The sequence below is a fragment of the Collinsella sp. AF29-7AC genome (assembly GCF_003475665.1).
Classification (GTDB): domain Bacteria; phylum Actinomycetota; class Coriobacteriia; order Coriobacteriales; family Coriobacteriaceae; genus Collinsella.
Window position 1 is genome coordinate 21,380 of sequence record NZ_QRQX01000010.1, and the last position, 14,253, is coordinate 35,632.

Sequence of the window (14,253 nt, forward strand, 5' to 3'; positions counted from 1 at the left end):
AAACGAGGACCCGCCATGATGGCAGACCATAAATCGGTGACCCGCATGCTCAAGACGGCACGCGGTCAGATCGACGGCATCCTGCGGATGGTCGAGGAGGACCGCTACTGCGTCGATATTTCCACGCAGCTTATGGCAACGCAGGCGCTCATTGCGCGCATCAACGCCGACGTGCTCAAGGCGCATATCGAGGGCTGCGTGACTTCGGCAATCGAATCGGGCGACGAAGACCTCAAGGCCGCCAAGCTCGCCGAGATCGAACGCGTCGTCGACAAGCTCTCCAAGTGATTGGGGCATTGGGGACAGACTGCTTTGCACCATCTTGGTGTATCGGGGACAGGCACGTTTGCACCGCATTGGTGCAGATTGACCTGTCCCCCTTGCTCTAAATCGGGTATAAAGGCGTGCAGCATATCGAACGAAAGGCAATTTGCATGAATGACTTTATGAAGGGCCGCAATGGTGCCGATGAACTCACCATCGTGATGGGCTTTGCCGGCATCGTCATCGCGATGATCGGATCGATAGCCCGCATCCAGTGGCTCAGCTGGATCGCCATCGCCGTGATCGTGATTGGCGTGCTGCGCGGCCTGTCCAAAAACATCGATGCGCGTCGCAAGGAAAACGCTGCCTTTGTCGCCGCGACCGCGAACGTCCCCGGCTTGGGCAAGTTCGTCGCCAGCTTGGGCGGCGGCGCTGCAGCAGCCAGCACCTCGCGCGCGGCTGGAACGAGCAAGGAAGACTTTGAGCGCGCCAAGCGCACGGCCAAGAAGATGTGGAAGGGTCGCAAAACTACGGCATACCTCAAGTGCCCCAACTGCGGCCAGATGCTCTCCGTCCCCAAGGGCAAAGGCAAGATCCGCGTCACCTGCCCCAAGTGCCACGCCAAGATGGAAACCCGCTCCTAACGCCCGCACGCGGGACAAATTAATCAGGTTTGTTTGTCCCAAATCTTAAGTATTTGTTCGATAAAAAAGCTGAGGCCTCGTGTTGAGACCTCAGCTTTTTGCATGCGGCAACGGAGCTGCCCCCTTGTCACATCTACGCCACACCGTCGCGGGCCAGCTCCTCAGCCAGCGCTTCGGCAGGCATGGCCATAATCGCGTCGAGCTCGGCGTCCACCTCGGGAATACGCTTCACCTTGAGCTTGCGTACCAAATCACCGCGACACATCACATGCGTCGGCTCACGCAGAGCGCACAGGTCATCGAGCGGATTCTTGCGCGTCACCAGGATATCGGCGGCCTTGCCGCACTCGATCGTACCGGTCTCGCCGCCCAGCCCCAACAGCTCGGCGTTGACTTGCGTAGCCGTATGCAGCGCGAAGGCGTTGCTCACACCGACATACTTGGCAAAATAGGCCACCTCACGCCACATGTCGTACTGCGTCACGAACGGGCAGCTTGAGTCCGTGCCCAGGCCCACCTTAATGCCAGCTTCCAGCGCGGCACGGGCGCTCTCGATGATGCCCGAGCACACGATGTCGCCGTTCTTCTTTTGTGTATCGGTCGAATGGGTCTTTTCCGGGTCGAGCAATACAAACGGCAGCGCCGGGCTGATCGTGCAGGTCACGCTCGGCGCGCGTCCCTCGAGCTGTGTGCCCGCGGCGCCGCGATACAGCTCCAGGATCTCGGGCGTCATCGGGGCACCGTGCTCGATCGTGTCGACCCCGGCCTCAAGCGCGGCCTTCACGCCCTCGGTGCTCTCGACATGAGCCATAACCGGCAGGCCCACCTCGTGCGCCGCCTTGCACGCCGCCGCGGCAACATCGATCGGCATGCGCAGCACGCCCGGCTCGCCAACTTCGGTCGCGTCGAACACGCCACCCGTCACGAACAACTTGATGACGTCGGCACCACGAGCGTACAAGTCGCGCACCTGTTCGGCCGCCTCGTCGGGCGTATTGGCGACCTGCGCGAACAGCCCCGCGCCGTGGCCACCCGGCACTGTAACGCCCGTTCCCGGCGCTACCAGACGCGGACCCTGATACTTGCCGGCATCGATAGCATCGCGCACGGCGATGTCGGCAAACAGCGGGTCACCCGCACCGCGCACCGTAGTCACGCCGCTTGCCAGCTGCTGTTGGGCGCTGCCTTTGAGGATGTGGCGAACGATGGCGCGGCCCACGGGATTGTCGAGCTTCTTCATCAGCGCTCCCGCATCGCCGGCCGAGACAGGCTTGCCCGAACCGCACAGGTGCACGTGCATATTGATGAGACCGGGCATGAGATACGCACCACCCAGGTCGATAACCTCGGCACCTGCAGGCGCCTGCGCCACAGCGCTCGGTCCCATCCAGGTGATGATGCCACGCTCGACGACCACGGCCATATCGGGCTGCGGCTCCATATGCTCCGAACCATCCAGAACGGTCGCATTGATAAACAACGTGGAACGATCGGCAGTCGCCATATCGAGCTCCTCCCTCTCAGAAAACTTCAACATTTGTCCATTATTACCTAGCGCGGCGGAATTGCTGCGGACATATCGGTTAACGGAGCAAGAAGGAGATGCGGGGAACGAAATGCGTTGCAGTCCCACCCCAGCGACATCAGGAAAATGTCTAGATCTGTAACAGGTAGACCGGGTTTTAGCAGCCAGATGTTACAGATCGAGATCTTTCGGCACCGCGTCCAACCTTTGTCTCGATCTGTAACAGTTAGAGCGGTTTTTGGCCGTTAGATGTTACAGATTAAGATATTCTCCAGCCCTGTCGTCAAACATCTAAATCTGTAACAAGTAGACAGGTTTTCGGCCTCTAGATGTTACAGATTGAGATCTTTTAGCGGCAGCCAACCTTCTGTCTCGATCTGTAACAGCTACGAGGCCAAACGGCCCCTTGTTGTTACAGATCGAGACAAACTCGGCAGAAACAACCACATTCGCGTCAGTTGCACCCCTTAGCACCCATACCACTGACGCTTCCATCCCTCAGCCAAATCGGCCCGCTGCGAAATACCCGCCAGCCTCATCTTTTCAGCCAGCTTCCCTGGGTTCTTGAGCTCATCAAACGTAAACCTCAGCACCTTATGTCCGAGCATTGTCAGATGAGATTCCCGCTGACGCTCTGCCACGAATGGGTCAACCGACTCCCGACCCTCGCCGCTCTGCAAGGTGTACTTCCCCTTTCCGTCGAGCTCGCCGATGACACACGTCCCGTCCTCGAGCCGCCAAAAATAGTCGACGCGAAACACCTGGCTCGGATCGAGCGGGTCGCGAAACTCCACCTGCAGCTCCGGAACCGGAAAGCCGTACGCAATAAAGAATGCTCGGAACCGAGACTCGCCGCCGTTTTCAGACAGCCCGTCCGCATACGACGCAATCACCTGTGCCCTGCGATACCCTCGCCTGCCCTCGCAATCGGCGCGGAGGCGCTCGCACAAATCCCCACGTGATACGCCTTTCGCCCGCAGTGCAGAATCGGCAATCGCCAACCCGTAGGAGAACGGCGCACGCAGTAGGCAATCCTCCACCGTGCGCCAAAACGACGTCACCCGCACGCCATCAACATGCTCGAGTGCGCCCGCCATCTGCGAACGCAACAACCTGCACCCGCCGCTCAACGTCACCGAACAACCCGTCTTAACAAGAAAACGCGACCCAAGCAGATCATTCGGCACCTCCAGACCCCACAAAAGCGCCGCGTCATAGCCCCAAAACGCCCAATCGGGATGAAACTCTGCAAGCCCTTTGATGGTACGCAGCGTTCGCTCCGCCGGCGTCAGCGCATCCCAATCATGTTGAAAACAGAACAAATACGGCTCGACGCTGCGCGATATCGTCGGTTCCAACATGACGCCGCAGCCACATGAGCTCGGCATTGTCATGCGTTGCGAGCAGCGCACCTTGCTCGGTCGCCTCCGTGAGTCGCGCGAGCATCCTATTCCGCGCCAACGTGTTGCGAGTCGTATGCTTGTGCTTGAAAACGGTATTAGACACTTCCATCACCACCACATCGGACAAATGGACCATCGTCACCGTTGCCTCCGCCGACAAATGTCTTGATCTGTAACAGGAAGACCGATTTTTGGACTGTAGATGTTACAGATTGAGACATTCCCCCCAGCCAGGTGCCAAACGTCTCGATCTGTAACAGTTAGACGTTCTCCAGGCCCCTAAACGTTACAGATTTAGACATAAAGACAGAGGGCAAGGCAGGCGACAGCTGCCCATCCCCTACTTCCACTCCTGCTCGTAGATGTTGAGCGACTTTACGTACCGCCCCCGGGCGCCCATGATGTCGCGGACCAGACGCAAGAAGAAGCTGATGCACGAGGTGTCAAAGCCGTCCTGCAGGTCCTCCGGATGCACCGCACCCGGCCCATCGACCGCCGTATCGCTCAGCCGCGCGATGTCATACAGGTAGAGCTGTCCCGCCGTAAGCCAGACATCGTCGACGCAGGCGAGGCGCACCGCAATCGCGCCGTCACTCCAGTGCTCCTTCTGCACGATATGCGGATCGTAGACATCAAAGCGATGATCGGTGCGCGTGTCCTTCAGCACGACCATGCCGGACGCAGGATTCTTGTCCAAAATGCCAAAGCGCGAGAAATACTGCGTGTCGCGTACCTGCTCGAGCCGCTTGAGCGAGGCAGGCGAAAGCGATGCCGGCGGCTCGTCAACATACAGCTCGAGCAGCGTTTTGCCATGGCGATAGGGGCGCTCAAACAGCAGCCAATCGGTAAACGCCATGTTGTAGGCCATGATTTCGTTTTGCGAAGGCTCAGTGCAATAGCTGAGCCACGGGTCGACAATGATCTCGAACTGTTCGCGCGCCGGCTCCAGGAATTGAAACTTCCGCAGCATCCAAAAGTGAGCCATGTCGGCAATATCGTTGCCGACGGCTTCAGCCAGCTCTGCTCGGTCTAAAGCGTGGTCAGTCATGGCATCCTCCTCAAACTGATGGACCTCAATTTGAGCTTACGAGGAGGGTGGGCAGCCACGACCAGCACGGGCAAAATAGGCCTCCGGCTGCAAACCAGATGCTGACCAAACACTTGACGAAAAGCTTGACCGAAAATGCGCACCGCAACAAAACCGGAGGTAGACATAGACGGCCAACCAACCCTTTTGAGCCAGATGCCCGCAGCCACCACAGAAACAACAGGTGACCACAGCCCAAAAAGTCGACAAATGAACATCCGTACGTCGACAAACGAGCAAATCGCTCGCAAAGAGTGTCCCCAACGACTAGACAAAAATGACCAGTCATTGGGGACGTTCTTAAATGACTACTTTACAGCTTCAGCGCGTCGGCGACTTCGGCTGCGCAGGCCAGGGCGTCGGCCATAGCGTTCACCACGAGCGAGCTGCCGTTGCGAGCGTCACCGGCAACATACACCGGCGCGGCATCCGCGGCGACGCCGTCGACACGCGCCGCAAGATGCGAGCCCTCGGCAGCCATCACCGGCAGCGGACGGCCAGCGGTGGCGACAGGCACGCTCACCACATCGAACACGCCGTGCTCCGGACCCGTAAAGCCGCAGGCAATGAGCACCAGCTGCGCCGGCACCTCGTGCTCGGAGCCCGCGATGCGCTCGGGCTTTCCCGCCGACCAGTCCAGATCGACCACGCGCAGACCCGCAGCCGCACCCTTCTTGTCCAACAGCACCTCGAGCGTATCCACGCCCCAGGCACGCATCTCACCACCCATCGCAGCGATAGCCTCCTGCTGGCCGTAGTCGGTCTTCTTAACGTTGGGCCACTGCGGCCAGGGGTTGCTCGCCGCGCGCTTATCGGGCGCAGCCGGCAAGAACTCAAACTGGCGCACGCTGCGCGCGCCCTGACGCACCGCGGTACCCACACAGTCGTTACCGGTATCGCCGCCGCCAATGACCACAACGTCCAGGCCACGCGCATCGACCGCGAGCTCGCCGCCGTCGAGAACCGACACGGTCGAAGCCGTCAGATAGTCCACGGCGTACACCACGCCCGGGGCGTCCACGTTCGTAGCCGAAAGACCGCGCGGGGCACGGGCGCCAGCAGCCACCACCACAGCGTCAAAGCCGTTGAGCTTGGCCGCCACCGCAGGGTCCGTCACGTCGGCGCCCAGCTCGAACACAATACCCAGCTCGCGCATGAGCGCCACACGACGCTCGACCACAGACTTCTCGAGCTTCATGTTGGGAATGCCGTACATGAGTAGGCCGCCGGGGCGGTCGTCGCGCTCAAACACCGTCACGCGGGCACCGCGACGTGCAAGCTCCCATGCTGCCACCAGGCCAGCCGGTCCAGAACCAACCACGGCGACCGTGGGCGCATCCTCCCCCGCCGGCTCAAAGCGGCGCGGACCGCCGTTGGCCCACTCATGGTCGCTGATCGCACGTTCGTTGTCATGGATCGTCGTGGGCTGGCCATCGACCGAACCCAGGTTGCACGCGGCCTCGCACAGCGCCGGGCACACGCGGCTCGTGAACTCGGGCATGGGCGAGGTGAGCGACAGGCGCTCGGCCGCCTCGTCCCAGCGGCCGCGGTACACCAGCTCGTTCCACTCGGGAATCAAGTTGTGCAGCGGGCAGCCGCTCGGACGTGCCTTGCCAAAGCTCGCGCCCATCTGGCAAAACGCCACGCCGCACATCATGCAGCGGCTCGCCTGGGCACGGCGTGCGTCGTCGTCGAGCTCCACGTACAGCGGATCGAAATCACGGCTGCGCTCCTCCACGGGGCGAAGCTCGTGGGTCACGCGATCGATATCAAGAAAAGCACCGGGCTTACCCATGGCACTTACGCCTCCTTCTTGGTCGAAGCAACAGAGCTGGCGTCCACGGACGCAGCACCCGCAGCACCGCCCGCAATATCGAAGCGAGCGACATCCGCGGCGCTCGCGCGACCGGTCACGATGTCAAACGCCAGCTCCTCTGCCTGCGCATGTGTCTTGCCGGCAGCCTCGCTCGCGGCGACAATCGCCAGCACACGCTCGTACTCGGTCGGAATGACCTTCACAAAGTGCTTGCTCATCGTCTCAAAGCTGTAGAGCAGCTTGATGCCGCGCGGGCTCTGCGTCGCGTCCACGTGCTCCTGGATGAGCTCGCGAATCTGCACCAGCTCGCCGGCCGTCGGGGCCTTGAGCTCAACGCTCTCGTGGTTCACACGGGCATCGAGCGTGCCGTACTGGTCAAAGACATAGGCCACGCCGCCTGTCATGCCGGCAGCAAAATTCTGCCCGACCTCGCCCAGGATGAGCGCCAGACCGCCCGTCATGTACTCGCAGCCATGGTTGCCGCAGCCCTCGACCACCACGGTGGCACCGGAGTTGCGCACGGCAAAACGCTGGCCGGCAAGACCGTTAATGAAGCCGCGGCCGCTCGTAGCGCCAAAGAACGCAACATTGCCCACGATGATGTTCTCGTCGAACTTGTAGGTCGCATGCGGGTTGGGGCGCACCGATACCTCGCCGCCCGAAAGGCCCTTGCCAAAGTAGTCGTTGGCGTCACCGCACACGTTGAGCGTAATGCCGCGCGGCAGGAACGCGCCAAAGCTCTGACCGGCCGATCCATCGCAATCGATGGTGATGGAGCCGGCGGGCAGGCCCTCGGGATGCGCCTTGGTCACCGCGTTGCCCAGGATGGTGCCCACGCAGCGGTTGACGTTGGCGATATCGGCGCGGAAGCGAATCGGACGCAGGTGCGCACGGGCATCGGCCGTATGGGGCACAAACAACGTGGAGTCGAGCGTCTTGTCGAGCTCACTGTCCGCGGCCATCTGCGGCAGGAAGTGGCGACCGTCGGCACCCGGGATATGAGCACCGAACTCGCAGGTCGCGCTCGCCAGCACGGGCGACAGATCGAGCAGGTTGGCCTTGCGGTTGCCCGGGACCTCGATCTGGCGCAAGCACTCGGGATGGCCGACCATCTCGTCGACGGTGCGGAAGCCCAGGCTCGCCATGACCTCGCGCAGTTGCTCGGCAACAAAGAGCATAAAGTGCTCGACGTGCTCGGGCTTACCGCGGAAGCCGTGACGCAGGCGGCAGTTTTGCGTAGCGATGCCGGCGGGGCAGGGATCCTGCTGGCAATCGCGCTGCATGAGGCAACCCATGGAGATGAGCGGCATGGTCGCAAAGCCAAACTCCTCGGCACCCAGCAGGCAGGCGACGGCGACGTCGGTGCCATCCATGAGCTTGCCGTCGGCCTCGAGCACCACGCGGGAGCGCAGGCCGTTTTGCAGCAACGTCTGCTGAGCCTCGGCAAGGCCGAGCTCCAGCGGCAGGCCGGCGTGCCAAATGGAATCGCGCGCCGCGGCACCCGAGCCGCCATTGTGGCCGCTGATCAAGATCTTGTCGGCAGCGCCCTTGGCCACACCGGTGGCGATGGTGCCGACGCCGGCCTCGCTGACCAGCTTGACCGACACGCGCGCACCGGGGTTGGCGTTCTTAAGGTCGAAGATGAGCTCGGCCAGGTCTTCGATAGAGTAGATGTCGTGATGCGGCGGAGGCGAGATCAGGCCGATGCCGGGCGTGGACTGACGGACCTCGGCAATCCAGGGGTAGACCTTCTTGCCGGGCAGGTGACCGCCCTCGCCGGGCTTGGCGCCCTGGGCCATCTTGATCTGGATCTCGAAGGCGCTGCACAGGTAGCGGCTCGTCACGCCAAAGCGCGCGCTTGCCACCTGCTTGATCGCGGAGTTCTTGGAGTCACCGTTAGCCAGCGGGGTCTCGCCGCCCTCGCCCGAGTTGGAGCGTCCGTGCAGGCGATTCATGGCGATGGCCATGCACTCGTGCGCCTCTTTGCTGATGGAGCCGTACGACATGGCGCCGGTGTTAAAGCGGCGGACGATGTTGAGCGCGGGCTCGACCTCGTCGAGCGAAACCGGCGTGCGGCCGCTGGCATCAAAGTCGAGCAAGTCGCGCAGACGCACGGCACGGCCGGTGCGGTGCAGGCGGGCGCTGTACTCCTTAAAGGTGTCGTAGCTGTCCTCACGGCAGGCGGTCTGCAGCAGGTAGACGGTCTGGGGGTCGATGAGGTGTTCCTCGCCGCCGAGCGGGCGCCACTTGGTCAGGCCCAGCGTGGGCAGCTGATCGGGAGCCGGGCTCTTAAGGATAGCGAGCGCGGCGTCGTAGCGCTCGTTTTGCTCGCGCTCAACGTCCTCGACACCCATACCGCCCACACGGCTCACCGTGCCGGCAAAGTACGCGTTGACGAACTCCGGCGTAAAGCCCACGGCTTCGAAGATCTGCGCCGAATGGTAGCTCTGCACCGTGGAGATGCCCATCTTGGACATGATGGAGACGATGCCGGCGGTCGCAGCCTTGTTGTAGTTGGCGATGCCCTGCTCGGCCGTCACGTCCAGGTCGCCGCGTGCCGCCAGATCGCGGATGCACGCATGTGCGTTGTACGGATAGATGCCGCTCGCGGAGTAGCCCACCAGTGCCGCAAAGTCGTGCGGGGACACGGCGTCACCGCACTCCACCACGATGTCGGCAAAAGTACGAACGCCGGCGCGGATCAGGTGGTTGTGCACGCAGCCCACGGCGAGCAGCGACGGCACGGGCACCTCGCCCGCAGCGGCACGATCGCTCAACACCACAATGTTCACGCCGTCGCGGACCGCAGCCTCAACGTCCTCGGCAAGCTGTTTGAGCGCAGCCTGCAGCGCGCCCTCGCCGGCATCGCGGCGGTAGACGGCACGGAAACGACGGGTCTTAAAGCCAACACGGTCGATGGCACAGATATGCTCGAACTCTTCCTCGTTGAGCAATGGGCGCTCCAAGCGCACCAGCTGACAGGCCGTGCGGGAATCCTCGAGCAGGTTGCCGTGGTTGCCCAGGTAGAGCGTGGTCGAAGTCACCATGTGCTCGCGCAGGGCATCGATCGGAGGATTCGTGACCTGAGCGAACAGCTGATAGAAGTAGTCAAAGAACGAACGCGTCTTCTTGGACAGACAGGCCAACGGCGCATCGATACCCATCGAGGCGAGCGGGGCCTTGCCCTGCTGGGCCATGGGGCGCACGACCTCGTCAACATCATCCCAGTGATAGCCGAGCTTGGCCATGCGCACGGCGGCGGGCACCTCGGCATCCTCGGCGGGCGCGGGCGCGGCGGGCTCATCGAGCGCGTCGACGGTCAGTGTCTCCTCGGCAATCCAGTCGCGGTAGGGCTTCTCCTTGGCATAGCGGGCGCGCAGCTCGTCGTTGTAGATCACGCGGCCGCGGGCAAAATCGACCTCGAGCATCTGGCCCGGTCCCAGGCAGCCGCTCGTCAGGATGTTCTCGGGGCTCACCTCGATGGTGCCCACCTCGCTTGCCAGCATAAAGCGGCCATCGCGCGTCACGTAGTAGCGGGCGGGGCGCAAGCCGTTGCGGTCGAGGGCGGCGCCCAGCGTGCGACCGTCGGTAAAGGCGATGGCCGCCGGGCCGTCCCAGGGCTCCATGAGCATGGACTGGTAAGCGTCGTAGGCGCGGCGCTCCTCACTCAGGCTATCGTTGTGGTCCCACGGCTCGGGCAGCAACATGGACGCGGCACGCGTGAGCGGGCGACCGTTCATGACCAAGAATTCGAGCACGTTGTCCAGAATCGCGGAGTCGGAACCCTCGCGGTTGATGATGGGCATCACGCGCTCAAGATCGTGCTGCAGCACGGGGCTGTACAGGTTGGGTTCGCGGGCGCGAATCCAGTTGACGTTGCCCTTGAGGGTGTTGATCTCGCCGTTATGGATGATAAAGCGGTTGGGGTGCGCACGCTCCCAGCTGGGCGTGGTGTTGGTGGAGTAGCGCGAGTGGACGAGCGCCACGGCCGTTTTGACGGCGGCGTCGTTGAGGTCGATGAAGAAGCGGCGCATCTGCGTGGCGACCAGCATGCCCTTGTACACGATGGTGCGCGAGCTCATGGAGCACACGTAGAAGATCTTGTCTCGCAGGGCAAACTCGGCATCGGCCTTCTTTTCGATGGTGCGGCGGCACACGTACAGGCGACGCTCAAAGGCATCGCCGGCGGGCGTGTCGTCCGGACGGCCCAGGAAGGCCTGCAGGATAGTGGGCATGCAGGCGCGGGCCGTCTCGCCCAGGTCGTGCGGGTCGACGGGCACCTCGCGCCAAAAGAGCAGCGGCACGCCGGCCTCGGCACAGCCCTCCTCAAACACGCGGCGGGCATCCTCTACGCCCTTGTCGTCCTGCGGGAAGAACAGCATGGCCACGCCATAGTCGCCCTCTGCCGGCAGAATCTGACCGCACTTTTGAGCCTCTTTACGGAAAAAGTGATGCGGAACCTGGAACAGGATGCCAGCGCCATCGCCGGTATTCTTCTCGAGTCCCGTGCCGCCGCGGTGCTCCAAGTTGACCAGAATGGACAGTGCGTCGTCCAGAATCTGGTGATGGCGCTCACCGTTGATATCGGCAAGCGCGCCGATGCCACATGCATCGTGGTCGAATTCGGGGCGATAAAGGCCCTGCTGCTGAGCGGAATCTGCCTGCATCGCGATCCTCCCCTAGATATTTAGACAGTCAGTTGAATAGGCATAGTAGGAGCATCAGGGCATCGTTGTGTTTCCCGCCCGTTTCGAAACAATCGCGTAACGCACGCCCTACGAGTGGACACCGCCGACCTCAAGGGCGGCAACAAGGCGCCCAAGTTCGGCCTGTAAGCCCACCGCTTCAAACATCTCAATCTGTAACACGAAGGGCCGGTTTTGGCGGCAAACTGTTACAGATCGAGACATTCCATAGGACCATTTCTTCCTGTCTCGATCTGTAACACCTAGGCCCAATTTCCATCCCTAGTTGTTACAGATCGAGACATTTCGGCAGCCCCCTTTCACCATCCCATTCAAATACAACAATTTTGTTAGTCTTGGTTAACTTTTAAGCTTAAAACGGGTATCCTTTGCGGCGTCAAGCAAACGGCACGCACACCGTGCCAGATCAAGGAGGCCCCTATGGCGCACCGAGCAGACCGACAGGCAATGCAACTTGTCCTTATCCGTCACGGAGAATCCGAGTGGAACAAACTCAACCTGTTCACCGGCTGGACCGATGTTGAGCTCACCGACACGGGCCGCGAAGAAGCCGCCGCAGGCGGTCGAGCACTCAAAGAAGCCGGTTTCGACTTTGACGTCTGCTACACTTCGCGCCTCAAGCGCGCGATCCACACCCTCAACATCGTGCTCGGCCAAATGGATCGCGAGTGGCTGCCCGTCATCAAATCCTGGAAGCTCAACGAGCGCCACTACGGCGCGTTGCAGGGTCTCAACAAGGCCGATGCCGCGGCGGAGCACGGCGACGAGCAGGTGCTCATCTGGCGCCGCTCCTTCGATGTCTGCCCGCCGGCACTCGAGCCGGACGACGCGCGCGATCCCCACACCCAGGAGCAATACCGTGATGTCGCGCCCGATCAGCTGCCCTATACTGAGTGCCTCAAGGACACGATCGCCCGCGCCTGGCCTTATTTCGAAGACGAGATTCGCCCCCAGATGCTCGCCGGCAAGCGCGTACTCATCGCCGCGCACGGCAACTCCCTGCGCTCACTCGTCATGAAGCTCGAGCACCTCACGCCCGAGGAGATCCTCAAGGTCAACATCCCCACCGGCGTGCCGCTCGTCTACACCTTCGACACCGATTTCAACGTCCTCGACAAGCGCTACATCGGCGACCCGGCGACCATCGCCGCCAAGATCGACGCCGTGGCCAATCAGGGCAAAGCGCACAAGTAGCCCCAACCCAAATCCGACGCGTGGCGCCGCACGGCCCAGATGCGACGTCACGCCGCCCATACGCAGGAGCGCACCATGCTCAACCATCTCAAACAACACTTTGGCTCCCGACGCACCGGTGGTCACGGAGGTCTAGACATTGCGCGGCACATCGGCCCCGGGCTGCTCGTGACCGTCGGCTTTATCGACCCGGGCAATTGGGCCTCCAATATGGCCGCCGGCTCGCAGTTTGGCTACGCGCTGTTGTGGATCGTCACGCTGTCCACGATTATGCTCATTGCGCTGCAGCACAACGCGGCACACCTGGGTATCGCCACGGGCGCCTGTCTTGCCGAGGCCACGACCCGCTTTCTCCCCCGTATCGTGGGACGCGCGGTGCTCGGCAGCGCCTATCTCGCTACAATCGCCACCGCCATGGCCGAAGTCCTGGGTGGCGCGATTGCCCTTCAAATGCTCTTTGGACTGCCCGTGCGCGCGGGCTGCGTCATCGTGGCGGCAGCATCGATGGCGATGCTCATGACGAACTCCTACAAGCGCGCCGAGCGATGGATCATCGCCTTCGCAGGCGTGGTAGGACTCTCGTTTTTGGCCGAGCTTGCGCTGGTCAAGGTCGACTGGCCGCAGGCCGCCGCAAGCTGGATCACACCCAATATGCCCACTGGCTCTGCCGCGATTATCGTGAGTGTCCTGGGTGCGGTCGTTATGCCCCACAACCTCTTTCTGCACTCCGAGGTCATCCAATCCATGCACTTCGAGGGGCAAGGCGAGCAAGTTATCGAGGAGCGCCTGCGCTACGAGTTCTTCGACACGCTCTTTTCGATGGGCGTGGGCTGGGCAATCAACTCGGCCATGGTCATCCTGGCCGCAACGACCTTCTTTGTGCACGGCATCGCCGTAGACGACCTTACCGTCGCAGCAGCCACACTCTCCCCCATCCTGGGCCCGGCGAGCTCGATTATCTTTGCAGTGGCACTGCTGTTTGCGGGGCTCTCGAGCAGCGTTACGGCGGGCATGGCCGCGGGAACCATTACGGCAGGCATGTTTGATGAGGAATACGACATCCACGACCGACACTCATCGGTTGGCGTGGCACTCTGCTTTGCCGGCGCAGTTGTTGCCTGCCTGGTCGTCAAAAATCCCTTTGAGGGCCTCATCTGGAGCCAGGCGCTGCTGTCGCTTCAGCTGCCGATCACGGTCTTTGTGCTCATACGACTCACCAGCTCACGCCGCGTCATGGGTAAATACGCCAACTCGCGCCCGCTCAACGCGCTGCTCGTAGGGATCGGTGCCATCGTGACGATTCTCGATGTCGTGTTGTTAACAGGGATGTAATGGGACGGGACACCCACCCAGGCAAACGTCTCGATCTGTAACATCTAGACCCGCTTTTGATGTCTAGATGTTACAGATTGAGATCTTTCCGAGGGACAGCTCCGTTTGTCTCAATCTGTAACACGTAGACCCCGTTTTCACTGTTAGATGTTACAGGTTGAGATCTTCTGCCGGACGGTTTTGGTTTGTCTTGATCTGTAACAAGTGGACCCATTTTCCGCTTCTAGATGTTACAGATTGAGACATTTCTTCAGCACCAACCTTTTGTCTCAATCTGTAACA

General features: G+C 61.7%; 9 protein-coding genes. 4 read left to right on the top strand and 5 right to left on the bottom strand.

Features of this window, described 5'->3' with window-relative positions; all coding sequences use genetic code 11:
* Nucleotides 1–15: 15 nt before the first annotated feature.
* Together DWZ15_RS05780 and DWZ15_RS05785 are read left to right on the top strand one after the other, a co-directional pair.
* Nucleotides 16–288, top strand: coding sequence for a metal-sensing transcriptional repressor (locus tag DWZ15_RS05780; RefSeq protein WP_006235337.1), 273 nt, complete (start codon nt 16–18; stop codon nt 286–288).
* Nucleotides 289–434: 146 nt separating this feature from the next.
* Nucleotides 435–908, top strand: a complete 474-nt coding sequence (locus tag DWZ15_RS05785; protein WP_117806251.1) for a hypothetical protein — start codon at nt 435–437, stop codon at nt 906–908.
* 133 nt (nt 909–1,041) lie between these two features.
* Here the strand turns inward: DWZ15_RS05785 and DWZ15_RS05790 are convergent, their stop codons facing one another.
* The 5 genes from DWZ15_RS05790 to gltB form a co-directional block, all read right to left on the bottom strand.
* Nucleotides 1,042–2,412 (bottom strand): amidohydrolase family protein, encoded by a 1,371-nt coding sequence (locus DWZ15_RS05790; RefSeq protein ID WP_118449922.1) that lies wholly within the window; start codon nt 2,410–2,412, stop codon nt 1,042–1,044.
* Nucleotides 2,413–2,900: 488 nt separating this feature from the next.
* A complete protein-coding gene (locus DWZ15_RS05795) occupies nt 2,901–3,794 on the bottom strand; it encodes a hypothetical protein (protein ID WP_147352317.1) in 894 nt (297 codons plus the stop codon).
* Nucleotides 3,795–4,176: 382 nt separating this feature from the next.
* Nucleotides 4,177–4,884: a hypothetical protein gene (locus tag DWZ15_RS05800; RefSeq protein WP_117862005.1), complete on the bottom strand. Its 708-nt coding sequence runs from the start codon at nt 4,882–4,884 to the stop codon at nt 4,177–4,179.
* Between the two features lie 352 nt (nt 4,885–5,236).
* Complete coding sequence (locus DWZ15_RS05805; protein WP_118449926.1) at nt 5,237–6,718, bottom strand: glutamate synthase subunit beta; 1,482 nt, start codon at nt 6,716–6,718, stop codon at nt 5,237–5,239.
* 5 nt (nt 6,719–6,723) lie between these two features.
* Nucleotides 6,724–11,406: a glutamate synthase large subunit gene (gltB, locus tag DWZ15_RS05810; protein ID WP_118449928.1), complete on the bottom strand. Its 4,683-nt coding sequence runs from the start codon at nt 11,404–11,406 to the stop codon at nt 6,724–6,726.
* 486 nt (nt 11,407–11,892) lie between these two features.
* Here gltB and gpmA point away from each other — a divergent pair, with 486 nt between their 5' ends.
* Nucleotides 11,893–12,639: a 2,3-diphosphoglycerate-dependent phosphoglycerate mutase gene (gene gpmA / locus DWZ15_RS05815; protein ID WP_199580041.1), complete on the top strand. Its 747-nt coding sequence runs from the start codon at nt 11,893–11,895 to the stop codon at nt 12,637–12,639.
* A gap of 75 nt (nt 12,640–12,714) precedes the next feature.
* Nucleotides 12,715–13,971, top strand: a complete 1,257-nt coding sequence (locus DWZ15_RS05820; protein WP_118449932.1) for an Nramp family divalent metal transporter — start codon at nt 12,715–12,717, stop codon at nt 13,969–13,971.
* The last annotated feature ends 282 nt before the right edge of the window (nt 13,972–14,253 follow it).

Excerpts from the sequence above, each read along its gene's own strand:
- DWZ15_RS05780 (WP_006235337.1), top strand. The coding sequence starts at position 16 with ATGATGGCAGACCATAAATCGGTGACCCGCATGCTCAAGACGGCACGC.
- DWZ15_RS05785 (WP_117806251.1), top strand. The coding sequence starts at position 435 with ATGAATGACTTTATGAAGGGCCGCAATGGTGCCGATGAACTCACCATC.
- DWZ15_RS05790 (WP_118449922.1), bottom strand. The coding sequence starts at position 2,412 with ATGGCGACTGCCGATCGTTCCACGTTGTTTATCAATGCGACCGTTCTG.
- DWZ15_RS05795 (WP_147352317.1), bottom strand. The coding sequence starts at position 3,794 with ATGTTGGAACCGACGATATCGCGCAGCGTCGAGCCGTATTTGTTCTGT.
- DWZ15_RS05800 (WP_117862005.1), bottom strand. The coding sequence starts at position 4,884 with ATGACTGACCACGCTTTAGACCGAGCAGAGCTGGCTGAAGCCGTCGGC.
- DWZ15_RS05805 (WP_118449926.1), bottom strand. The coding sequence starts at position 6,718 with ATGGGTAAGCCCGGTGCTTTTCTTGATATCGATCGCGTGACCCACGAG.
- gltB (WP_118449928.1), bottom strand. The coding sequence starts at position 11,406 with ATGCAGGCAGATTCCGCTCAGCAGCAGGGCCTTTATCGCCCCGAATTC.
- gpmA (WP_199580041.1), top strand. The coding sequence starts at position 11,893 with ATGCAACTTGTCCTTATCCGTCACGGAGAATCCGAGTGGAACAAACTC.
- DWZ15_RS05820 (WP_118449932.1), top strand. The coding sequence starts at position 12,715 with ATGCTCAACCATCTCAAACAACACTTTGGCTCCCGACGCACCGGTGGT.